The organism is Arthrobacter sp. Soil_C_60 (assembly GCF_057656375.1).
This window is the reverse complement of sequence record NZ_JBDGKM010000001.1, coordinates 539,933-560,536: the sequence shown is the minus strand read 5'-3', so window position 1 is coordinate 560,536 and position 20,604 is coordinate 539,933. Positions and strand designations below refer to the sequence as shown.

Below are 20,604 nucleotides of genomic sequence, written 5' to 3'. Positions count from 1 at the left end.
AGATGCCTCCCAACAAACACAGTCCCGCCCTGAGCAGCGGCTCCGCCAGTGTTCAGGACTACGTCAAGGTGATCTACTCATTCACCGAGTGGCAGGACGAACCGATCAGCTCGTCCCAGCTGGCCAACAGGCTGGGCGTCGCCAACTCCTCGGTATCGGAGATGGTACGTAAGCTCGTCGAGCTTGGCCTCGCCATCCACGAACCGTACAGCGCCGTGGAGCTGAGCGACGAGGGCCGCCGGCTCGCTCTGGCCATGGTCCGCCGGCACCGGTTGCTGGAGACCTTCCTGGTCCAGGAACTCGACTATGCCTGGGACGAGGTCCACGACGAGGCCGAACTGCTCGAACACACCGTTTCGGACACGTTCATCGAACGGCTGTCCGCCAAACTCGGCTACCCCGACCGTGATCCGCACGGCGATCCGATTCCGGATGCGCACGGCGCCGTAGACATCCCGCAGGCACACCAACTCGCCAGCCTGGATGCGGGCCATACGGGCCGGATCACCCGCATCAGCGACGCGAACCCCGAACTCCTAAGGTTCCTCAGCGCTGAGGACATCGGCCTGGATGACCATGTGGAGGTCATCGGCCGCAAGCCCTTCGGCGGCCCTCTGGTAGTCCGCGTCGCCACCGCCGGGCGCAACCGGGAGCTGGATCTGGGTGACGAGGCCGCATCGGCACTGTGGGTTTTCAGCGACAAACCCCACGCTGGCTGCGCCCTCATCACATGAGAACGACGCCGGCGACGCGCCTTGGGCGGCTGGGAAAGCCTCCGCTGCCGCCCGCCACCGTCTGGACAGCTGTGGCCGTCGGCGGACTGCTCGGCACCGAGGCGCGCTTCGGCCTGGGGCTGCTATTTCCTGAAGACGGCGGCGGTGTTCCGTGGACCACGCTGGCGATCAATGTCACAGGCAGTCTCCTGCTGGGGATAGTCACCGCCTTCTGGACGGAACGACCGGGGGCTCCGGCGTGGCTCCACGCCGGCCTTGGCCCCGGCCTGTTAGGTTCCTTCACGACGTTTTCGGCGGTCACTATCGCCATCGAGCAGCTCGCCGCTACCGGACGTCATAATGTTTGGCTGGCGTATCTGGGACTGTCTCTCGCCGCCGGGCTCGCCGCGGCCGTGGCCGGTTTGGTGCTCGGCCGAGTGCTCGCGAGTCGCTTGGTGGGCTCAACGGACGGACAGTCGTGACCGCTCTGGCCGCATTGCTGGTGGGTGTCTTCGGCATGGCAGGGGCGCTGGCCAGGTTCGCGGCGGATATCCTGTTCAGCCGGGCCGCTGACTCCGGGACCGCCCGGATGGCCTGGCCGTGGTCAACCTTGCTGGTCAACGTAACCGGTTCGCTCATCATCGGGCTGACCGCTTCAACGGCCACGCAGAGTTCGTTGGCGGAGCCATGGAGTACGGCGGTGGCGACGGGACTGGCCGGCGGCCTGACCACGTTCAGCTCCTGGACGGTTGCCACCGCCAGACTGTGGGCAGAACGGCGGCCTGTTGCCGCCGTCGTCAATCTTGCGGCAAATCTGGTGCTGGGCCTGGTAGCGGCCGCGCTGGGAGTGCTGCTGCTCCGATGAGGGGGCTGTCATCAGCACACTGACAATTTGGGTAAGCTCAGGTTTGTCCGCTTCAGCCAAGGGAAGGGCGTTTAATGGCAACGCTGGGAATTGAGGAAGAGTACCTGCTGCTCAATCCGGCCACGGGACTGCCCGAGGCGGTCGCAGACAAGGTGGCCCAGAACCTGGAGTCCCTGCAAGTTGCCCGCGGCGACATCCAGCGGGAGCTGCTCAATTGCCAGATCGAGACTGCCACGGCCGTTTGTTCAACACTGACCGAGGCAGAGGAATCGCTGCTGAACTTCCGCCGTCAGCTGGACACTGCCGCACGGAAGGCGGGCGTCCGCGCGGCCGCCACCGGCACGGCAGCGCGGATCCACGAAGACTACCCGGAGCTGACGGACAAGCAGCGCTACCACGACCTCAAAGCCAGCGCCAAAGGGATTGTCGCCGACCAGTTCGTCAATGGCCAGCATGTACACGTTTCAGTCCCTGACAAGGAGTCGGGCGTGCAGGCCTTGAATCGGATCCGGCCCTGGTTGCCGGTCATCGTAGCGCTGAGCTCGAATTCGCCGTTCTGGCTGGACCGCGACAGCGGGTTCGCCAGCTGGCGGATTGTGCACTACCGCCGTTGGCCGGTCCAGGGCTGCCCCCCGCTGTTTGCTGATGCTGCGGATTACGAGCGGCGGATCCAGCGGTTGGTGGACACCGGAGTCGTCATCGACCGAGGCGTCCTCACCTGGCTGGCACGCCTGTCCGACCGCTACCCCACGTTGGAAGTGCGCGCGGCGGATGTGCAACTGGAAGCCCAAGATGCAGTCCTCATCGCCGCGCTGATCCGCGGACTGGTCGTCACGGCCCTCACCGAAGCGGAGGCCGGCAAGGAGTTTCCCGACCTCGACGCCGAGCTCCTCGACGCGGCCGTCTGGCAAGCCGGAAGGCAAGGGCTGGCCGATAAGCTGATCGACCCGTTTTCCGGACTCCTCCTGCCCGCACGCGATGTGGTCAACCTGCTGGTTCGCCGCATCCGGCCTGCCCTTGAGGAAGCCGGCGATGCTGAGTGGGTAGACGCTTCCCTGGAACGCTTATGGGCCGACGGCATCGGTGCCGAACGCCAACGGCGGGTCATGGCAGCTGGCGGAATGCCGGCGCTGATGGATCTCTACGCTGGCTCGCTGACCGCCGAGGCTTGAGCGTCACGGGCTAGCCGCGGCCACCGCTCCGCCCCAGCTGCTGCTCGCCATCCGACCCTTCCACCAGCGAACTGATCAAGTCCGAAATGATTGGCGAGGGGGCAACGCCGAATTCCTGCCGCAACCTGATCCGGAAGGACTGGTAAGCCCGCAGCGCTTCCGCATTGTTTCCCTCCGCCAGGTAGCACTGGAGCAGTAACCGCTGTGCACTCTCGCGTAGGGGTTCTATGGTCGTCGCTGCGCGCGCCGCTTCCATCGCCGGATCGATCCTGCCCAGCAGCAGGAACTGCTTGGCCAGTCGTTCAAGCACCGACAGCCGCAGTCGCTGCCACCGCTCCTGCTCGGAGATGACCCAGTCTTCGTACCAGCCCGGCAACAATTCCGCATCCTGCACCGCCTCCAGCAGGCTCTGCTGGAGGCCGGGATTGGCATGTTCCTCCAGACGGGCTGCCTGTGCCCTGAGATCGCGGACGTCAACGCTGACGTGCTCGTCCAAGTCCAGCGGATCCTGAGTCGATGACAGGAGCTGAGGCAATGTCCGATTAACTAGGAAAACACTCTCCCGAAGACTGCCCGCCGCCTGATGTTCGGAGCTGTCCGGCCACAGCAATCCGGCCAAAAAAGTACGGGACTGCCTGCCGTACAGCGCCAAGGCCGCAAGAAGGCGCTGCTGACGCAGAGCCACTTTAACGGGTTGACCCCCGCGATGCAGTTGCCAGCCCCCCACAAGTCGTAAATCCCAAGGTCGATCGGTAGCCATAGCCGCAGTGATCCCCACAGTACACTCCCCACAGAGCCAGCCGGACTCTCCGGCCCCGGCTCCCCTCGCGGGCCCCACCGCTTGGAGTCTTCAGGATCGCTAATGCGCGCGGCAGTGTCAATGAATCGGGCAATCCGTATCAGGAAAGCCCAAGGTCCACGAAAAAAATCAAGATCCAGGGGTTATCGCCAACCGGAAGCCGGCAGCTAGGAGGCGTCATGGACTGACAGTCGGCCCATTGGTGGCGGGACGCTGGGTCTCGCCTCGACATGGCGGCGACAAATCAGCCCACTCGCGGGGGAGCAGTATTCCCCGATCCGTTTCGAATCGGCGCTCATGGCGGCATTGGCCTATTGTTGATGACGATGATTACGAGACGAGATGCAGCCCTGGCCCTTGACATTCCGCTTGAGATGGCCCGGCGGCACGGCATACCTTCGCGGCTCAGCGAGGAGGACCTCGCCGAGATTGTGGCTAATCCGCCGCAGTGGCTACTGCAATCCCGCGCCAACCGCACAGGCAAGAGGCCTGTCTGGGTTGAATTGCGGTGCCATGTCTGCGGCTTTTCGGAGGCGGCGCGGCCTAAGAAGTGGTGGCCTGAGTTTACTTACGTCATCTGCGAATTCCACGATCCACAAGAGTTGCCCGAACTCGGGGCCGGAATGCGCCGGAGCGAATTCGATGGTGTAGGCAGTCGCTTCATCGGTATAGTCGAGGATCCTGTAGCAGGTTCCTGACGCTGTCCAGATCAGCGGCCAGCATGCTTAAGCGACAAACAGGCCGGAAGCGTTATGCCTCCGGCCTGTTTCCGTTGGTGGAGATGGGGGGAATTGAACCCCCGTCCGATGTTGCGTTGCCAGGACTTCTCCGGGCGCAGTTTGCTTCGGGATTTCTCGGCCCCAGCCATCCTGCAAACAAGTGGCTGACCCGGGCCCAGCCGTCTAAAAGTCCCGGACACTCCAACGGCGAAAGTGTCCAGCAGTGGCCCTCTAAATGACGCCAGAAACCGGGTCGAGAGCGTACCCGGACTGACGGACTATGCCCGCTGCTTAGGCAGCGAGAGCGAAGTCGTGCTGTTTAGATTCAGCAGTTATTTTTTTGCAGAGAGCGTTAACGAGATAGCCCTGCATCCTCGGCCCGCTTCCCCTGGCGCGACTAACATCGTCGAAACCTGTCATCCCCATATTGAATTACCAAACCGGTGGTTCACACCGGACTATCTATTCTAACCACAACATCTGCGAATGTATTCCCCGAGGCCTCAGATGTTTTATGGCCCTCCGGGCACGCGCTGATTTAGGCTCTATTTAGGCTTGCCGGCGACCACTGTGGCCGCCTCGCTGGGGTCAAGGAGCTTACTCATGCTGGTCAAGGCTGGGTGGCCAGGCTTGGCCGGGAAGGTAGCAGGGTCTGGCGCCAAGGCTGGCTGGCTGGCTATGCAGCGTTTCAGCGACCCTGGGGCGAGTTGCTGAATCCCTCGCTCACGGAGATTCCCGATGAACGCTGATCAGGCAGAGCTGCGGTTGCGCTCACGCATGGCACGTAGCGCTTCGCGCTTGTCCTGCTGTTCACGCAATGTCTGACGCTTGTCGTAGTCCTTCTTACCGCGGGCAATTGCGATTTCGACCTTCGCCCGGCCGTCGTTGAAGTAAAGCTGAAGGGGCACAATCGTGAAGCCTGATTCGCGGATCTTGTGTGAGATCTTGTTCAACTCTTCGCGGTGCAACAGGAGTTTCCGTCGACGCCGGGCGGAGTGATTGGTCCAACTGCCATTGAGATACTCCGGAATATAGACCGCTTCCAGATACAGCTCATCGTTGTAGAAAACGCAAAATCCATCGACCAAGGAGGCCCTGCCCTCGCGCAAGGATTTGACCTCGGTCCCCATGAGCGCCATGCCGGCCTCAAAGGTATCCATAATGTGATAGTCATGCCGGGCCTTACGATTGGTGGCCACTACCTTCCGGCCACTTTCCCTGGGCACGGGGCAACTCCTTCTGGTTCAAATCCACTTAGTTGAAAACATCCAGTATACCGGCGTGGAACAAATCCCTCGCTGGCTACAGCAGGCCCATGGGGTTGACCAGCGAACCGTTCAGGATCGTTTCAAAGTGCAGATGGCATCCGGTCGAGTTGCCGGTTGTTCCAACGTAACCGATAACATCCCCTTGGTTGACCCTCTGGCCAACGGACACAGCGGACCGCGTCAAGTGGAAGTAGTTCGTGGCCAAGGCGCTGCCGGAAACTACGCCATGGCTGATCACTACCATGTTTCCGGCCGCACCGCCCCACCCGGACGTCCAAACTTCGCCACTGGCAGGCGCGCGCACCGGGGTGCCGCAGGCTGACCCATAGTCCAGACCCGTATGCATGTAACCGCCGGAACCGCCAAAATCGATTGTGCCGGCGGGGGTAGCCCTCCACCCGTATCCCGAGGTCACCGGGCCGGACACCGGAGAGGCCAGACCGAACGAGGACGACTCGCTCGGCGCGGCGGGCGGTGGTTCGACCGTGGGAACAATTTGCGGGACCGGCTGGTTAGCTGCCGCGGCAGCCGCCTTCGCGGCCTTGATCCGCGCCTGCTCCTTCTCCCAGGCCGCTTGAGCAGCCTTGCGCTCGGCTTCTTCCTTCTTACGGCGTTGTTCGGCTTCGCGTCGGAGCCTTTCCTGCCGTTCGGCGATATCGGCCTGCACCTGCTGGTGCTGTTTTTCGACCTCAGCCAGCTGCTGCTGGATCTTCGGTTTCTGGGCCTGGAGTTTGTCCGAAAGGGCGGAGGTATCCGCGATCAGCGTGTCCACCTTCTCCTTCTCGGCTGCGGCCTCATCCCGGGCAGTCTGCTCGGCAGCCAATGCTTCTTCGGCCTGCTGCTTGAGGTCCCGGATTTCTTCCTCGACTGCCTCGAGACGGGCCTTCGAGTTCACGTTCGTAGCGTTCTGCTGGGAAAGCTTGTTCAATGCGGCGTTCTGGCTGCGCAAGGCCTGGTCTGCCAAACCGATAGTATCGGCCAGGCCAGAGTCACCCTCCGAGCCAAAAAACAGCGTCAGGTTAGACGGGACCCCACCCTGCTTGTAGGCCTGGGTGGCGATCTGCCCTATGATCTCCCGGGTTTCAGCGAGCTCTTCCTTGTCGTCGTCGAGCTGCTTGTTAATGTTGTCCTTGGTCTGCAACGCCATGTCCACGCGCTGTGCCAGTGCGGCGACCTTGTTCGCCGCTTCCTCGACGCGTCCCTGCGCATCTGCCAGTTTCTGCTGGGCCGCGGGCAACTGGCTCTGGTACTCCTTGAGCTGCTTTACCGTCTCTATGATGTCGGCGTCCAGGAATTCCAGCGAATGCTCAACTTCGGCCATTTCCTGCTCGAGCGCTTCTTTGCGATCGTCCAGTTGATCCGCCTGTGCCGGACCTGCGGTGCCGAGGGAAAACGCCAGGAAGGCGGCCAGCGCGGCGCTGATAATCCCCTGCGGCAGACACGACTTCCTACCCGCGTGTAAACGGTTCACTGTCCGGTTCCCCAACCTGTTGTTCTGCTCAGTAGACATGATTCTAGACCTTCAAATAGCGTCGGAGGGTAAGAAGAGAAGAAATTCCTGCCAGCACGGTACCGAGCAGGATCAGCGCAGGTGCGATCAGGAGCACCGATCCCTCCGATATGAACGCCGTATCCGGATATTGCTGTGCCAGCCAGTCGCCGATAAAGAACCGCGCCACTGCCCACAACGTGACCGAGGCCAGCAGTGCGCCGATGACAGCGGCAATGACGCCTTCCAGCACAAACGGCAACTGGATCACCGCCTTCGAAGCTCCTACCAGACGCATGATGCCCGTCTCGCGACGTCGACTGAACGCCGAGAGACGGATAGTCGTCGCTATTAGCAGGATCGCGCACACAATCATGATGGCGGCGATGCTGACCGCCACGAGGGAGGCTATGTTCATCACGCTGAAGACTCGTTCGAGGATCTCCCGTTGGTCCACAACAACTTCGACGCCTGGCAACGAGGAGAAGATCTCGTTAATGACCTCGTACTTTTCCGGGTCCACGAGGCTGACCCGGAAGGACTCCGGTAGCTGATCCGCGGTTACGGAATCCACAATCGGCGAGTTGGCGAACTGGTCGCGGAAGTGTCCCAACGCGTCCTCTTGCGACTCGTACAGGTAAGAGTCCACGTACTGCGCGACAGCAGGCGACTCAAGCGTGTTTTTGATTTCCGCCCGCTGTTCGTCGGTTACGGGCCCGGAGGCACAGCTTGCCGCCGTCGACGTATCGACACAGAGGAAGACTGCGACCTGGACCTTGTCGTACCAGTAGCCCTTCATCTGGTTGATCTGCAACTGGAGCATACCGGCAGCCCCGACGAACGTCAGCGAGATGAAAGTGACCAGGATGACGGAGACGACCATGGAAAGGTTGCGGCGCAACCCGGAACCGATTTCACCAAGAATGAATGCGAGTCTCATTTGTTATCACCTTGGGCGCCAACATAGATGCCTTCGGCTTCATCCCGGACCAATACGCCGTCGACCAGTTCGATCACTCGCTTGCGCATGTCGTTCACGATCACGTTGTCGTGCGTCGCCATGACGACGGTAGTGCCGTTTTGATTGATCCGGTCCAAGACCTTCATGATGCCCATCGAAGTGGTGGGATCAAGGTTTCCGGTCGGTTCGTCGGCCAACAGGATACCCGGTTTGTTCACGATGGCCCGGGCAATAGCCACTCGCTGCTGTTCGCCGCCGGAGAGCTCATGGGGCATACGGTGGTCCTTGCCTTCCAGCCCGACCGTTTTGAGTACTTCTGGAACCGTCTCGCGGATCATGGCCCGGCTCTTGCCGATCACCTGCATGGCGAAGGCAACGTTGCCGGCAACGGTCTTGTTCGGCAACAGTCGGAAATCCTGGAAGACAACGCCGATGCCGCGACGCAGTTTGGGCACCCGCCAGCTTGGAATGTTGGCGACGTTCTGGCCGGCCACGTAAACGGAACCACGGGTAGCCCGGTCCTCCTTGAGAACCAACCGGATGAAGGTGGACTTCCCTGATCCCGAGGCTCCGACCAGGAACGCAAAATCCCCGCGGTCCACTTCAAGGCTGACCTTGTCCAGAGCGGGTCGCGTGTTCTGGTCGTAAATCTTTGTGACGTTGTCGAATCTAATCATGACTACTTCGTGCCCAAATACAGCTGCCGACGGCTCGGGCCTATGGTTGAAGGAAAAATCATCGGCGTACTGACTATATGCAGTACGCCTTGGGATTTACCTGCAGGCCCCTAACGGGCGTGTCGTTCAGGCAAAGCCAGCGGCAGGAAGCCGGGGTCGGCAATGCACCCCATCTGCGTGGCATTCTTCCTCGTGAGAGCAGGCTCGGAACGAACGCCTGCGGCAACAGCGCAGGCGCTTGGTTCCCTCACAATTGTATAGTGATTCATGTCACCCAAGTCCCCGGAAACACTGGGTGAACCTAGCGTGCGACTGGGGTTCCTGGCCGGGCTCCGCGGCACAATCGGGGCTAGTCCGCCGCGTTTCGGGTGTTAGCACGCCAGCGGATACCCGCGTCGATAAAGTCATCGATCTCGCCGTCGAATACAGCAGTGGTATTGCCCACTTCGTGTTCCGTACGCAAGTCCTTAACCATCTGGTACGGATTGAGTACGTAGGAACGCATCTGGTCACCCCACGATGCCTTGACGTCCCCGGCGAGGGCCTTCTTCTCCGCATTTTCTTGCTCTTTTTTCAGCAGCAGCAGCCGGGATTGCAACACGCGAAGCGCGGCGGCGCGGTTCTGGATCTGCGATTTCTCGTTCTGCATCGAAACCACGATGCCGGTGGGAAGGTGCGTCAGCCGCACGGCCGAGTCTGTGGTGTTCACCGACTGTCCGCCCGGTCCGGAGGAACGGAAAACGTCGACCTTGATCTCGTTGTCCGGAATATCAATGGAGTCCGTCTGCTCGATCAGCGGGATCACCTCGACCGCGGCAAAGGACGTCTGGCGTCGGCCTTGGTTATCGAAAGGACTGATCCGTACCAGGCGGTGGGTACCGGCCTCGACCGATAAGGTACCGAAGGCGTAAGGTGCTTTGACTTCGAAGGTCGCCGATTTCAGCCCTGCTTCTTCGGCGTAAGACGTGTCCAGTACCGACGTGGGGTACCCGTGGCGCTCCGCCCAGCGCAGGTATAGACGCATGAGCATTTCCGCGAAATCCGCCGCGTCAACGCCGCCGGCGCCAGCGCGGATGGTGACAACAGCTTCCCGCTCGTCGTACTCGCCCGAGAGCAAGGTGACGACTTCGAGCTGGGCAAGCGCTTTCTTCAATGCCCCCAACTCGTTGGCTGCCTCCGCCATCGAGTCGGCGTCGTCCTCGCCCTGACCCAGCTCAACGAGGACCTCCAGATCGTCGATCCGTGCCTCAAGTTTTTCGAGCCGTTCGAGATCGGACTGGCGGTGCGAGAGCTTTGACGTGATCTGCTGTGCTGCGGCAGGATCGTCCCAGAGATCGGGCACGCCGGCCTGCTCGCTCAGCTCTGCGATGTCCTTGCGGATGGTTTCGACATCGGTCACTGCCTCGATGGAGTCATAGGTGGCGCGCAGGGCGCGGATTTCTGCGGGAAAGTCGATCTCAGCCATGGTTCTCCAAGCCTACGCCATGGTGGGAACGCCGATGTGCTTCCCGCGGCTAGGTATCCACTCAGCGCTGGCACCTGGCATCAGCGGCGCAGTTCCGAACGGGCATCACTGGACACGGTGATCGGCACACCTGCCGGCACCAGAAAATTAACGATAGGAGGATGCACTACGGCGGAGAGGACCACGTGGGCAGTACGGCTTTCCGGCGAACCAGTGCCCGGGTTGATGGACAGACCGTCGAAGCGACCCGCCGCTCCGGTATCCGCAATATAGCGTTGGACGGCGCTGTGGACGGTACCGTCGCTCAAGGTTGGAACGGGAGCACCGGCAGAGCCCTGGACGTCCGCGAGCGCAAAAGTGTCTGCGGCGGCCAAGGAGGCTCCGTCTGCCACCGAGAGCAACTTCTTGCGCTCTACGTACACGGCTGATGCAGCCATGACCACGGTGAGTATCAGCAGGCTCAACATCACAAAGCCGATGATCAGGACCGCTACCTGGCCACTATCGTCCCGTGCATTCCGCCCTTTACCGGCAAGGCCTGCCGGCCTGCGAGGCCCGATGAAGCGGCTCATAGTTCCCGGCAGATTCATCCGTAACGCTCGACGATCTGGGTTGCGGTGGATGTCACCGTGGCGAAGGACAGGTCCAATCCCGACATCAGCGGCAACGGTACTTCCAGGGAGACGTTGACTGTCACGGTTGAACCCGGTTCGAGACATGCGCCGCCGCCGCAGCCGACAGCCATCCCGAGATCGCCTGGCCCAAAACCGAAATCCTGTACGGAAAGCAGCGCTGCCTGTTCAGCCTGGCCATGAGCGGCCGCGGGTGTGTCTGCCGAGACAAAAACCTTTGCTGCATGGTCGGCGGCGCTGACGACGGCGAAAGAGCCGCCCTGAACCTGGGCCACGGCGATGACGAAGTAGACCACCGGCACGAGCAGCAGCGTGCCAAGGAAGACGAACTCCACAACAGCACTGCCCCGCTCCGCAGGCTCGTCAGGATGCACCGCCGATGCCAAGCGCAGGCGAAGTTCGTCCGGCCACCTCGACGGCCGGTGTTTGCTATCGCGACAGTGCTGCATGGCCCTCCACCTCCAATCCGCCTGCAGGACCGACCAGTCCGACCGCTGGCAACGGAGCGTTCACCGTCACGCGAAGTGTCCTGATTCCCCCACGCTGGATCTCTTCCACTTGTACGTCCGTGGCATAGGCAGAGTTCAGGGAGCCGGTAATCAGGGATACCGTGCGGCCCCGGGCGTCTTCTGGCCCGCGATCTGCCAACGCACCGTAGCGGGCCCCGGAACCGGCGGCATCGATCAAGGTGTTCCGCACGTGCAGAACAAGTGCCAACTGCATGATCGAGACGAAGATCAGCGTCAGGACACCGCCGACCAGCACGAAGTCCACAGCCGCTGAGCCACGTTCGGAGCGAAGACCGCCCGGAGCGCACAGCAGTGTTATCAAGCGGCGCATATCAAGGCTGGCTGACGCGTCCCATGGCATCGTTGAATAGGCCTTCGAGCGCGGGCTTGGCAATGGCGAGGATCCCGGCGACAAGCACAGCCGACATTAGGGTGATCATGACCCACCCAGGCACATCGCCACGCTCGGGGTCCCCGCCGGACACGACCGTCCGGAACCGACCGGCGAGCTGTACCAGCATCATCGACAGCAGTACAGCTGCTTTCAGAGTGAAGGAATACTTGTTCATTTTCCGCCTTCTTTACCTTTGATCCGTTGTGAATTTCTCATTGGCTGCACCGTCACCAGCCCAGATTGATCAGGGCCAGCCCCGGATATACAGCGAACAGGACAGTGAGGGGCAAGACACCGAACACGAGTGGAACCATCATGGCGATTTCCTTTTTGCCTGCCGATTCCATAAGGCTACGTTTGGCCATATCCCTGACGTCCTGTGCCTGAGCCCGAAGCACATCCGCCAGCGGCGTACCTCTTTCAACTGCCACAGTGATGCCGTCAACGAACCGCACCAAGGCCTGCAGCCGGCTCCGGCGCGAAAAGTCCTGCAGCGCCGCCAGCAATGGCGTCCCCGACCGCGTATCTGCCAGAACGGTAGCGAATTCGTCGGCAAGTTCGCCGTGAGCGCTGCGGCAGATTCGTTCCAGCGCACCGGTGGTGCTCTCCCCCGCGCTGACAGCGAGCGCCATCAGTTCCGCCAGACTGGGGAATTCGGCCAGCATCTTGGTTTCCCGGCGCTGTATCTGCACGGTCAGCATGTAGTCGCGCAGCAGGAATCCGCCCGCGGCGAGGCCGATTGTGAGAATGATGCCCGTAATGGGGTCCAGCCCTCCCCCTGCCGCGGATACCAGGGCCAGCAGAATTCCGGCGGCAAGTCCCAGGACCGCCCACAGCAGTTGTTCCGCCCTGAAATCGACGGCCGTCTGGCGGCGGCCGGCCTGCGCCAGACGCTTGGATAACACGGTCGTCCCGAGATTGAATCTGCCTAGCCAGGAAACGGCGTCGAGAAGGACCGGCCGGATGATGCGTTCCAAGGGGCCGAACGGGGTCACGTTGACCGGTCCTGCAGCCAGCAGCCTGGACTGGACGTCCACCGATTTCAGCTGAGGGGCGATCCTGTCGACGAACCGTATCCTGCGCATGGAGGGGAGCCGCGTCAGGACCAGCCACAAGCCGACGCCGAGGCCTGTCCCCGCGAGGACGCCCATGGACATCAAATGTGTCATTGCATCACCCGTTCGTCTTCGGGCAAGGCGCCGATACGGAGCATGAGCCGGTAACAGACCAAAGACACGACCAGACCGCCGAGCAGTACCATGGCCCCCGCCGTCGAGTTATAGGCGGCAACGGCCTCGGGCCGCGTAGCCAGCAGCATCAAGATGATCCATGGTGCGGCAACGGCCAGCCTCGCGGCGCTGACTGTCCACGATTGACGGGCCTCCAGCTCGCTTCGGGTGCGGGCACTGTCGCGAAGAAAATCCGCCAGCGTACCCAGCAGCCTGCCGAGGTCGGAGCCGCCCACCTCCCTCGTCATTCTGAGCGCTTCGATGATCCGGTCCGCGACGGGATCCGCAAGCCGGTCCTTCAGCCGCTCCAACGACTGGTCGAAGCGCCCTCCGGCCCGATAGTCTGCCCCGAATTCGACGAACGCCGGACGCAACTCCACCGGCCCCCGGATCCCCAGCTGTATCAGGGCCTCCGGCAACGAGAGGCCGGCGCGAATGGCGGAACGAAGGTGGTCCACTACGTCCGGCCAAATTTCACGCATGGCCGCCACACGGCGCCTCGCGCGCCACCGCACCAGCACCAATGGCAGCCATCCGCCAAAGAGCGCGAAACAGCCGGCGATCGGAGGCGATTGCGTAATAACCAAGATCAGCAGGAAGGTAAAGACTGCCGTTCCGGCACAACTGGTAATAAGGCCGTTGACAGAAACTTTCTCAATACCGGATTGGTTGATGACCTCCTGCAAGCGGGTGAACCGTGGGTTGCGTGGGCTCTTGGGAGGCGGTTCCGGCAACTCCCAGCAGGACCACCAGATCAGGAACAGTCCGAACCCGCCCACAAGGCCAGTGGCAGCAGTCATGACATGCCGCCGAGCAACTGCATGACGTTGTACCCGGCACGGGCAAATTTGTCGTCTCCCGGACTGGCCGAATCGCTAGCCAGTAGATCACCGTTCTGCCGGCTGAAAAGAGTTGATGTCTCGATAATGCCGTTTTCGACTCGTCGGCCGAGCGAGACTATTTCGGCAACCTGCCGTTGGCCGGAGGCGCTGCGCGTGCAGTGCACGACCAAATCAATGCAGGAAGCTACCGTAGGCAGGACGAAGGCACTGGAGATATTCTCGCCAGCTAACAGGGGCAATGTGCACACCTTCGTGATGGCGTCATGGGCACTGTTCGCGTGAATCGTGCACATCCCTGGCAAGCCGCTATTTAGGGCAATGAGCATGTCCAAGCTTTCGGCTTCCCGGACTTCGCCCACGATCAGGCGGTCCGGCCGCATGCGCAGGGCTTCCTTGACCAGCCGCCGCAGGGGGATTTCGCCCTCGCCCTCCAGATTCGGTTGGCGGCATTGCAGCCCTACCACGTCGCGTAGGGGCAGCTGAAGCTCGAAAATTTCCTCGACCGTCACCACGCGCTCTCGGCTGCCGATGCTTGCCGCAAGGCAATTGAGCATCGTCGTCTTCCCCGCCTGCGTTGCCCCGGAAACCAGGATGTTGAGCCCGCTGGCTACTGCGGCGGAGAGGAACCGCGCTGCCTCGGGCGAGAGCGAGCCCAGTTCCACCAAATGGTCCAGTTTCGACGCACGGGCAATGAACTTACGGATGTTGACGGCCCAGTGCCGTTTGGTGATATCAGGAATGACCACATGCAGGCGGGAGCCATCGGGCAAGGCCGCGTCAACGAATGGTGACGACAAGTCAAGCCGCCGGCCCGAGGACTTGAGCATCCTTTCTACCAGGTCCCGTACCTGCTGCTGGCTCAGCGTGACCGAAGTAAGCTCGGATTCCCCGCCGCGCGCAACGTACACCTCGGCCGGGGAATTTATCCAGATTTCCTCAACCGAGGGATCATCCAGCAACGGCTGCAGTGCGCCGAACCCTGCGACCGCATCAAAGACGTACTTCCTGGCAAAGTCAAGGTGCCCCAGCGGCGGCAGTGTCCCCAACAGGGACCGCTCGTCATAATCATTGACCGCGGCCTCCACCAGGCGGCGCACTTCCCCGCCCTGGTGCTCCGGGTCAATGCCCCTGCGGCGGATGAGCTCGCGCACCTCATCTTCGACAATGCGGATAGCATCCATCCGTATCCCCCTGGCGCACAGCGCCGTCCTGACGCCGGAACTCCGTGAGACTGGATCCGCCGTCGGTGTACGTTTTCTCTCCCGAGAGTAGGTGAAAGGTTTGCGGCAGGCTAGGTCTGTGACGCGGCTTGTGGATAAACAACTAGTCTTAGTGCCAGTATGAATAGCATTCTGAAGGTCCTCGGGCCGTTGTTGAAAACGCTGCCCGAAGGCAGCCGCCGATTCCTGACCGGTTACGCCGCTGCTTCCGCAGCCCTGGCGCTGCTTGACATCGTGGCCCTGGGCCTGGTCGCCGCGCTGCTCCCGGGCCTCGTCAGCGGGCAGCCGATGGTGTGGCCGGTTCTGGGCGACATCACGGAAAAGGGCCTGGTCCTGCCGCTGCTGGTCTTCATCTGCCTGCTGATTGTCCTCAAGGGCATCCTCGCGGTGATGCTGCTGCGTTTCGCCACTAAACGGTTCGCCCGCCACGAGGTCGCCATCGGGGACCGGCTCTTCGCCGCCTATCTCGCCTCGCCCTGGGAGAAACGGCTGGGCCGCAACTCGGCTGAAATCGTCCGCTCCGTTGACGTGGGAGTGGGCATCACGGTCTCGGGTGTGCTGATGCCGGCCATGACGCTTTTCGGCGAACTGGGCACGATGGTGGCGGTCGTCGTCGTACTTTTCATAGCCCAGCCGCTGATCGCCATTGTCACCATGCTGTATCTGGGCCTGGTGGCGCTGCTGCTGGCCAAGGTTATTTCGCCCCGGGCGGTGGCGATCGGACGCCAGAACCGCGAGTGGTCCAACCGGACGGCCAAAACACTTTACGAGGCGCTGGGTGCACTGAAGGAAATCACTCTCGCGGACCGTGGGCCGGAGGTGCAGGAGCAGGTCCACGGCACCCGGACCAAATCGGCCCTGGCCCGGGCCGGCGCCATCCAGATATCGCAGATTCCCCGCTATGTTCTGGAAACCGCCCTGGTGGTCGGTTTCGCCTTGGTCGGCGGTGTTGGCCTGCTTGTCGGCGGTCCCGCCGGCGCCGTGAGCGCCATCGGGCTGTTCGCCATTGCGGGATTCCGCCTGATCCCCTCGCTGACCCGGATGCAGGCCGTGCAGTCCTCGGTGAACACCAGCGCATCCTTTGCCCGTCAGGTCGTCGAAGACATTCGCGAAGGCGACGAGGAAATGGCGCGCCAGAACAAGGAACGGCCGCAGCACGACCTCGCCGACGCACCGGCGGATATTGTGCTCCACGACGTCTCTTTCAGCTATCCGGGTGCCCAGGCTCCTGCGCTGGACCGGATCAGCATCCGGATTCCAGCCGGCAGCCATGTGGCCTTCGTGGGGTCTTCCGGTGCCGGAAAATCCACCATGGTGGATGTTCTGCTCGGGCTGCTGGAGCCGACCGCGGGCCACATCGAAGTGGGCGGCGAGCGGCTCGAATTCGTGCTCACTTCCTGGCGCAAGCGGATTGGCTATGTGCCGCAGGAAGTGTCCCTCTTCGATGCCTCCGTTGCCCAGAACGTAGCCCTGGCGTGGGACGAATCCAAAGTTGACCGTGAACGGGTGGAAACGGCGCTGCGCCGGGCACAGCTGCTTGACACGTTGCTGGCCCGCGACGGCGGCATCGATGCCGTGGTCGGCGAGCGCGGCATGGCCCTTTCCGGCGGCCAGCGGCAGCGGCTGGGCATCGCCCGGGCGCTCTACGACAACCCGCAGGTGCTCGTGATGGATGAGGCCACTTCGGCGCTGGACACGGCCACGGAGGCCGCGGTGACCAAGGCGATCAACGAACTCCACGGCAACGTCACGGTCATCACCGTGGCCCACCGCCTCGCCACCATCCGCCACGCCGATATCGTTTTCTTCATGCGCGACGGCGAGGTGGCCGCCCACGGAGCCTTCGACGACGTCGTCGCCCGGGTCCCGGATTTCGCCGAGCAGGCGGCACTGGCGGGCCTCACGCCGCAGGAAGTGGCGGCCGACGAGCGTTCGGAGGCCTAGCGGCCGGCCCTAACTTCGCGGTACACCCCGGCGAGTTGCCGCACTGATTGTTCGGGTGAGTGGTTCGTGTTGATCCAGCCCGGGCCATCCAGCGCACGGGAGACCGCCGGCGGATCTGCGAGCGCGGTCAGCACCTGCGCGGCGAGGCCATCGACGCTTTCGGCCTGCAGCACCGGAGACGGACCGGGGTAATAGCCGTCGCCGAGTTGCATGACCACCGGGGCGCCGATGGCTACGGCCTGCAACTCGCTCATGGCCAGGATTCCGGCACTCTGGCCGACCACCGCATGCGCAGCCGCCAGCCAGCGCAGGTAGTCCGGTTTGGCCATTTTCGGTACCAGCTGAACGCCCATAGCGGCAGCCCGGCCTGCCTCGTCGCCCCAGTCCAGTCCCATAACTTCCGTTCCGGGTACGACGGCGGCCAGCAGTGTGCGCGCGAGTTCCAGCTGCGTTTGGCCTCCTTTGGAACCATCCCAACGGGAGGCGAAAACCACGCGCGGCCGGTCCGCCGGAGCCCAATCCGGAAGTTCCTCCATGTCCACAGGGTTCGGCAGGTAACGGGCACCGGGATGCGCAGTCTGGGCGTGCTCGGCCAGATCGGGCGTGGAGTACAGGACAGCGGCGGCGTGGTCGGCGCCCCACTGGATCGCCGGTCCGCGGGCCGGATCATAATACTGGGTGCGGATGTCGGTGCCGTGGAAGTGCAGCACAAAGGGCTTGTACGGCCGGGAGCGCACTACGCCTATGCGGGAGCCGGAGTGGACATGGAGCAGATCGGCGCGCAAAATCTCCGCCGCCCGGCCCGCTTGCCAGGAAAGGCCCGCCAGCAACCGCCTGCTTTTTCCCGCTGCGCCGACGGGGACGCCGGAATCCGCGGGCGGCGTGCGGTTGAACTGCCGCCAGGGATGTCCGTCCTTCCTGCCGTATTTGACCAGGGTGCGGCCGACGTCGGCGGCATCGTACAGATGCAGGACCTTCGGTTCTGCTTCCAGACCGGAACCGGGAGTGGTGGCGCGGGGAGCTGTCCTTGAACCCGGCACGTATCAGGCCTCCGCCGGTTCCAGGAGAGCCGCGATCGCCCTTTCCCAGGCGCGGTTCTGGTGCTCGGAGGACAACTCGTCGGCGGCCTTGTCCGCGTTGGCCTTCCACTGATCGATCTGTGCACGGGTCAACGACTGCAGCACCGCACGCAGTCCTTCCGCGGTGAAGTCCTCGGTCACCGCGCCGAGGCCGTGGCGTTCGAGCAGCGTCTGCATGGCCGGCGACGGACCGATGATGAGGGCCGTCCGGGCTTGGACGGCCTCGAAGAACTTGTTCGGCAGGGCCTGGGCCAGATTGAAGTTGGTTGGCGGAATGACCGAGATGGACACGTCGTACTCACTGATGGTCTTGACGAGTTCGGTGTACGGCACCGGGTCACGGAACCGGACATTGGGCAGCGGCTCCGCCTGGCTGCGCAACTGGTCCACATACTCCGGCTCGTTGGGCATGACGATGAGGTCCAGTTCCAGATCCTCAGGCACCCCGTCCATGGCTGCGATGATGTCCTCGATCCGGCGGTAGCGCTGTCCGGCCGAACTGTAGATGATGCGGATTTTATCCCCGGTTGGGCGCGGTTTCAGCTCGGCGTACGGCGCCGCATTGGTGACCACATCGACGTCGACCCCGAAGTCCTTCTGGTACTGCTCGGCAATACCCTCCGAAACCGTGGTCACGGAACTGACCGCTGGCAGGTACGTGCGGCACAGCCAGCGGACATAGGGGGCCACCAGGACCCGCCACGCCGGCTTGTTGAAGTGCTCCTTCGGGGCGAATTCATGCAGGTCCGCGTGCACGCCGCGTTTGGGTTCCAGACTCAGCGCCAGGGGCACCGTGTTCGCGTCGTTGGCCAGGACAGCGTCAAAGTGCTGCCCGCGCAGCATTCGCGAGGCCTCCGCAACGGCAGCGATGTTCCAGTACACCTGGCGGTACCGCCGCGCGGCCAGCCGTTTCGGATCCCGTGGCCAGCTGGGCAGCACCCGGTCCAGCTCGAAGTGTCCGGCCACGCCGTCCGGTGCGGGGCCGAAGCCGCAGGTGAGAACCTGATACTTGTCCCGGAACAGGTTGATCTGCTTCAGCACGCGCGGATCGTTGCGTAGGGGCGAGAGGGACAGGATCAGCAGACTGCTGGCAGAGTGGTTCATGCAGCATCCTTTCGGCGTTGCGGGCTGGACCGTTGCCGCCGGTCAGCCGGCGGCAAGGCGGAAAGTACAGTGTCGGTGCCGGCGGCCAGAAGCGAGTTCAGGTTGCTGCGCAGGGGCGCCTCGATGCGGAAATTATCCTGCCAGCGCAGCGTCACGCTGCGCCGCAGCGCAGTGGCGGCATCCCGCCGTCGTAATGATTGCTGGACGGCCTCGGCGCTGACCGCGTCGCGCAGTTCCAGCAGCAATCGTTCATCGGGCGCACTAAGCACTCTAGGCGCGGCCGGAGCCAACCCGGTGACCACTTCAATGACGCGGCTTAGCTCCCGTCGGTCGGCTGCCGGCCAGCTGAAGTCCGGCCCCCGCCGTACTGCGGCACTGATGACATGGCCGCGCAGAATTTTGACCGCGACCGCAGCGCGCTTCCCCCCGGGCAGCGAGGTGAACCATGTTCCTGCTACCAGTGCCCGCACATCGCGGAACTGCTCCGCCAAGGACAGCACGGCCGCGGTCACCCGTTCCACCGCGTCGTTCCCAACCACGTAGGCCGGCCCCTGCGTCGGGTAGGCGATCCGTTCGCCGGAAAACCACAGCTTGAGCCCGAACTCCAGGTCCTCGCCGGTCCGCAGTTCGGGGGTCAGGGCCAGACCGTGTTTGGAGAGCAGGTCGCGCCGGAACAGCCCCAGCGGAGCGGTCCGGTAGGCCAGCCGGTCCCGCACCGGATCCACCAACATCCCACGGAGCACACGCGCCCGCGGGGTCAGGATCCGCCGTCCCCCTTGGAGCCGCAGCGGCGCCATAACGACGGCGGCGCCGGCACCTTCCGCGGCGGCCAGCCAAGCGTCCACGGCTCCGGCTTCGAGCGTGTCGTCGGAGCCCATGATCCCCACGAATCGGGCCACTGCGTGTTCGAGCCCATAGTTGAACGGTCCGGCCGGCGAACGGATTCCGTCCGTCAGGGCCAGGACCCGGACCTGCTCGGCGGGCAGCCCGGCGAGCATGTCGCGGATGGGCGCGGGCTCGAGATTGTGGCACACTACGGTTGCCAGGGCACGGCCGGGCGCGGCCGCCGCGAGAACGGATTCCACCGCCCGGCGAATCGGTCGGTCCGCACTGTGGACGGCAATGATCAGCTCGGCCGCCGGGGCCTGCCGGTCAGTCATTCCCGCGGCCTTCCCCGGCTGCGGCGTCCGGACGCGGCGCCTCGTCCAGGGCAATCCGACGGGCCAGCTTGGTGATCCGGGCTTCCAGCTGGCGCGTTCGGTGATAGGAACTGGCCATGAAAATCAGGAAGCACACAATCAGCCCGTAGAGCACCAGGTCTGTGCCACGGCCGATGCCCAGGAGATTGGCCACGCGCGTGAGAAGTCCGGGGAAGAACACCGACAATGCGGCAACACCGGCAAAAAGTACCAGCAGAATGCGCCGTACGGCCTGGTGCCGGGCGTTGCCGGCACCCCGCATCAGGGCCAGTGCGCCGACGATGACGGCCAGGACCAGGACAATTTGGACAACTATGATCATTG

23 protein-coding genes and 1 other RNA gene are annotated in these 20,604 nt (G+C 63.1%); 6 read left to right on the top strand and 18 right to left on the bottom strand.

Going from position 1 to position 20,604, the window contains the following annotated elements:
• The first annotated feature begins 2 nt into the window (after positions 1 to 2).
• The 4 genes from AC3A4M_RS02715 to AC3A4M_RS02700 all read left to right on the top strand — a co-directional run bounded on the left by AC3A4M_RS02715 (position 3) and on the right by AC3A4M_RS02700 (position 2,750).
• Positions 3 to 734 carry a metal-dependent transcriptional regulator gene (locus AC3A4M_RS02715; protein WP_498733808.1) on the top strand — a complete coding sequence of 244 codons (732 nt, stop codon included), beginning with the start codon at positions 3 to 5 and terminating at the stop codon, positions 732 to 734.
• The gene (locus AC3A4M_RS02710; RefSeq protein WP_498733807.1) at positions 731 to 1,195 is read left to right on the top strand and encodes a fluoride efflux transporter FluC; all 465 of its coding nucleotides are present in this window, start codon (positions 731 to 733) and stop codon (positions 1,193 to 1,195) included. The genes AC3A4M_RS02715 and AC3A4M_RS02710 overlap by 4 nt, the downstream gene beginning before the upstream one ends.
• Positions 1,192 to 1,578 (top strand): fluoride efflux transporter FluC, encoded by a 387-nt coding sequence (locus AC3A4M_RS02705; RefSeq protein ID WP_498733805.1) that lies wholly within the window; start codon positions 1,192 to 1,194, stop codon positions 1,576 to 1,578. The genes AC3A4M_RS02710 and AC3A4M_RS02705 overlap by 4 nt, the downstream gene beginning before the upstream one ends.
• A gap of 74 nt (positions 1,579 to 1,652) precedes the next feature.
• Positions 1,653 to 2,750 (top strand): carboxylate-amine ligase, encoded by a 1,098-nt coding sequence (locus AC3A4M_RS02700; protein WP_498733803.1) that lies wholly within the window; start codon positions 1,653 to 1,655, stop codon positions 2,748 to 2,750.
• A 10-nt stretch (positions 2,751 to 2,760) separates the two neighbouring features.
• Here AC3A4M_RS02700 and AC3A4M_RS02695 read toward each other — a convergent pair whose 3' ends face one another.
• Positions 2,761 to 3,246, bottom strand: coding sequence for an AfsR/SARP family transcriptional regulator (locus tag AC3A4M_RS02695; RefSeq protein WP_498731347.1), 486 nt, complete (start codon positions 3,244 to 3,246; stop codon positions 2,761 to 2,763).
• Positions 3,247 to 3,875: 629 nt separating this feature from the next.
• On the opposite strand from AC3A4M_RS02695, the gene AC3A4M_RS02690 reads away from it, so the two are divergent.
• Complete coding sequence (locus AC3A4M_RS02690; RefSeq protein WP_498734088.1) at positions 3,876 to 4,247, top strand: hypothetical protein; 372 nt, start codon at positions 3,876 to 3,878, stop codon at positions 4,245 to 4,247.
• A gap of 75 nt (positions 4,248 to 4,322) precedes the next feature.
• Here the strand turns inward: AC3A4M_RS02690 and ssrA are convergent.
• The 13 genes from ssrA to AC3A4M_RS02625 form a co-directional block, all read right to left on the bottom strand.
• Positions 4,323 to 4,692, bottom strand: a transfer-messenger RNA (tmRNA) gene (gene ssrA, locus AC3A4M_RS02685).
• Positions 4,693 to 5,017: 325 nt separating this feature from the next.
• A complete protein-coding gene (gene smpB / locus AC3A4M_RS02680; RefSeq protein WP_498731345.1) occupies positions 5,018 to 5,494 on the bottom strand; it encodes an SsrA-binding protein SmpB in 477 nt (158 codons plus the stop codon).
• Positions 5,495 to 5,570: 76 nt separating this feature from the next.
• Positions 5,571 to 7,046: a peptidoglycan DD-metalloendopeptidase family protein gene (locus AC3A4M_RS02675; RefSeq protein ID WP_498733801.1), complete on the bottom strand. Its 1,476-nt coding sequence runs from the start codon at positions 7,044 to 7,046 to the stop codon at positions 5,571 to 5,573.
• 4 nt (positions 7,047 to 7,050) lie between these two features.
• Positions 7,051 to 7,965, bottom strand: coding sequence for a permease-like cell division protein FtsX (gene ftsX, locus AC3A4M_RS02670; protein WP_498733799.1), 915 nt, complete (start codon positions 7,963 to 7,965; stop codon positions 7,051 to 7,053).
• A complete protein-coding gene (gene ftsE, locus AC3A4M_RS02665) occupies positions 7,962 to 8,663 on the bottom strand; it encodes a cell division ATP-binding protein FtsE (RefSeq protein WP_074701615.1) in 702 nt (233 codons plus the stop codon). Before ftsE ends, ftsX begins: the two co-directional genes overlap by 4 nt.
• Before the next feature lie 349 nt (positions 8,664 to 9,012).
• Positions 9,013 to 10,128 (bottom strand): peptide chain release factor 2, encoded by a 1,116-nt coding sequence (gene prfB / locus AC3A4M_RS02660; RefSeq protein WP_498733798.1) that lies wholly within the window; start codon positions 10,126 to 10,128, stop codon positions 9,013 to 9,015.
• Positions 10,129 to 10,208: 80 nt separating this feature from the next.
• The gene (locus AC3A4M_RS02655; protein ID WP_498734087.1) at positions 10,209 to 10,595 is read right to left on the bottom strand and encodes a pilus assembly protein TadG-related protein; all 387 of its coding nucleotides are present in this window, start codon (positions 10,593 to 10,595) and stop codon (positions 10,209 to 10,211) included.
• A 119-nt stretch (positions 10,596 to 10,714) separates the two neighbouring features.
• Complete coding sequence (locus AC3A4M_RS02650; RefSeq protein ID WP_498733796.1) at positions 10,715 to 11,095, bottom strand: hypothetical protein; 381 nt, start codon at positions 11,093 to 11,095, stop codon at positions 10,715 to 10,717.
• A gap of 94 nt (positions 11,096 to 11,189) precedes the next feature.
• Positions 11,190 to 11,600: a TadE/TadG family type IV pilus assembly protein gene (locus tag AC3A4M_RS02645; RefSeq protein WP_498733794.1), complete on the bottom strand. Its 411-nt coding sequence runs from the start codon at positions 11,598 to 11,600 to the stop codon at positions 11,190 to 11,192.
• A 1-nt stretch (position 11,601) separates the two neighbouring features.
• The gene (locus AC3A4M_RS02640; protein ID WP_498734086.1) at positions 11,602 to 11,793 is read right to left on the bottom strand and encodes a hypothetical protein; all 192 of its coding nucleotides are present in this window, start codon (positions 11,791 to 11,793) and stop codon (positions 11,602 to 11,604) included.
• 97 nt (positions 11,794 to 11,890) lie between these two features.
• On the bottom strand, positions 11,891 to 12,832 hold the full coding sequence (locus tag AC3A4M_RS02635) for a type II secretion system F family protein (RefSeq protein ID WP_498733792.1): 942 nt from the start codon (positions 12,830 to 12,832) through the stop codon (positions 11,891 to 11,893).
• Positions 12,829 to 13,692 (bottom strand): type II secretion system F family protein, encoded by an 864-nt coding sequence (locus tag AC3A4M_RS02630; protein ID WP_498733790.1) that lies wholly within the window; start codon positions 13,690 to 13,692, stop codon positions 12,829 to 12,831. Before AC3A4M_RS02630 ends, AC3A4M_RS02635 begins: the two co-directional genes overlap by 4 nt.
• Positions 13,689 to 14,915: a TadA family conjugal transfer-associated ATPase gene (locus AC3A4M_RS02625; RefSeq protein WP_498733788.1), complete on the bottom strand. Its 1,227-nt coding sequence runs from the start codon at positions 14,913 to 14,915 to the stop codon at positions 13,689 to 13,691. Before AC3A4M_RS02625 ends, AC3A4M_RS02630 begins: the two co-directional genes overlap by 4 nt.
• Positions 14,916 to 15,074: 159 nt before the next feature.
• On the opposite strand from AC3A4M_RS02625, the gene AC3A4M_RS02620 reads away from it, so the two are divergent.
• A complete protein-coding gene (locus tag AC3A4M_RS02620) occupies positions 15,075 to 16,898 on the top strand; it encodes an ABC transporter ATP-binding protein (protein WP_498733786.1) in 1,824 nt (607 codons plus the stop codon).
• Here the strand turns inward: AC3A4M_RS02620 and AC3A4M_RS02615 are convergent.
• The 4 genes from AC3A4M_RS02615 to AC3A4M_RS02600 are packed head-to-tail and all read right to left on the bottom strand — an operon-like array spanning position 16,895 to position 20,602.
• A complete protein-coding gene (locus AC3A4M_RS02615; protein WP_498733784.1) occupies positions 16,895 to 17,938 on the bottom strand; it encodes a glycosyltransferase in 1,044 nt (347 codons plus the stop codon). The genes AC3A4M_RS02620 and AC3A4M_RS02615 overlap by 4 nt on opposite strands.
• Before the next feature lie 3 nt (positions 17,939 to 17,941).
• Complete coding sequence (locus tag AC3A4M_RS02610) at positions 17,942 to 19,081, bottom strand: glycosyltransferase (protein WP_498733782.1); 1,140 nt, start codon at positions 19,079 to 19,081, stop codon at positions 17,942 to 17,944.
• Positions 19,078 to 20,241 (bottom strand): glycosyltransferase family protein, encoded by a 1,164-nt coding sequence (locus AC3A4M_RS02605; RefSeq protein WP_498733780.1) that lies wholly within the window; start codon positions 20,239 to 20,241, stop codon positions 19,078 to 19,080. Before AC3A4M_RS02605 ends, AC3A4M_RS02610 begins: the two co-directional genes overlap by 4 nt.
• The gene (locus AC3A4M_RS02600) at positions 20,234 to 20,602 is read right to left on the bottom strand and encodes a DUF2304 domain-containing protein (RefSeq protein ID WP_498733779.1); all 369 of its coding nucleotides are present in this window, start codon (positions 20,600 to 20,602) and stop codon (positions 20,234 to 20,236) included. The genes AC3A4M_RS02605 and AC3A4M_RS02600 overlap by 8 nt, the downstream gene beginning before the upstream one ends.
• Positions 20,603 to 20,604 lie beyond the last annotated feature (2 nt).

Excerpts from the sequence above, each read along its gene's own strand:
- AC3A4M_RS02715 (WP_498733808.1), top strand. The coding sequence starts at position 3 with ATGCCTCCCAACAAACACAGTCCCGCCCTGAGCAGCGGCTCCGCCAGT.
- AC3A4M_RS02710 (WP_498733807.1), top strand. The coding sequence starts at position 731 with ATGAGAACGACGCCGGCGACGCGCCTTGGGCGGCTGGGAAAGCCTCCG.
- AC3A4M_RS02700 (WP_498733803.1), top strand. The coding sequence starts at position 1,653 with ATGGCAACGCTGGGAATTGAGGAAGAGTACCTGCTGCTCAATCCGGCC.
- AC3A4M_RS02690 (WP_498734088.1), top strand. The coding sequence starts at position 3,876 with ATGATTACGAGACGAGATGCAGCCCTGGCCCTTGACATTCCGCTTGAG.
- AC3A4M_RS02675 (WP_498733801.1), bottom strand. The coding sequence starts at position 7,046 with ATGTCTACTGAGCAGAACAACAGGTTGGGGAACCGGACAGTGAACCGT.
- ftsX (WP_498733799.1), bottom strand. The coding sequence starts at position 7,965 with ATGAGACTCGCATTCATTCTTGGTGAAATCGGTTCCGGGTTGCGCCGC.
- ftsE (WP_074701615.1), bottom strand. The coding sequence starts at position 8,663 with ATGATTAGATTCGACAACGTCACAAAGATTTACGACCAGAACACGCGA.
- prfB (WP_498733798.1), bottom strand. The coding sequence starts at position 10,128 with ATGGCTGAGATCGACTTTCCCGCAGAAATCCGCGCCCTGCGCGCCACC.
- AC3A4M_RS02655 (WP_498734087.1), bottom strand. The coding sequence starts at position 10,595 with ATGTTGAGCCTGCTGATACTCACCGTGGTCATGGCTGCATCAGCCGTG.
- AC3A4M_RS02645 (WP_498733794.1), bottom strand. The coding sequence starts at position 11,600 with ATGCGCCGCTTGATAACACTGCTGTGCGCTCCGGGCGGTCTTCGCTCC.
- AC3A4M_RS02640 (WP_498734086.1), bottom strand. The coding sequence starts at position 11,793 with ATGATGCTGGTACAGCTCGCCGGTCGGTTCCGGACGGTCGTGTCCGGC.
- AC3A4M_RS02635 (WP_498733792.1), bottom strand. The coding sequence starts at position 12,832 with ATGACACATTTGATGTCCATGGGCGTCCTCGCGGGGACAGGCCTCGGC.
- AC3A4M_RS02630 (WP_498733790.1), bottom strand. The coding sequence starts at position 13,692 with ATGACTGCTGCCACTGGCCTTGTGGGCGGGTTCGGACTGTTCCTGATC.
- AC3A4M_RS02625 (WP_498733788.1), bottom strand. The coding sequence starts at position 14,915 with ATGGATGCTATCCGCATTGTCGAAGATGAGGTGCGCGAGCTCATCCGC.
- AC3A4M_RS02620 (WP_498733786.1), top strand. The coding sequence starts at position 15,075 with ATGAATAGCATTCTGAAGGTCCTCGGGCCGTTGTTGAAAACGCTGCCC.
- AC3A4M_RS02610 (WP_498733782.1), bottom strand. The coding sequence starts at position 19,081 with ATGAACCACTCTGCCAGCAGTCTGCTGATCCTGTCCCTCTCGCCCCTA.
- AC3A4M_RS02605 (WP_498733780.1), bottom strand. The coding sequence starts at position 20,241 with ATGACTGACCGGCAGGCCCCGGCGGCCGAGCTGATCATTGCCGTCCAC.
- AC3A4M_RS02600 (WP_498733779.1), bottom strand. The coding sequence starts at position 20,602 with ATGATCATAGTTGTCCAAATTGTCCTGGTCCTGGCCGTCATCGTCGGC.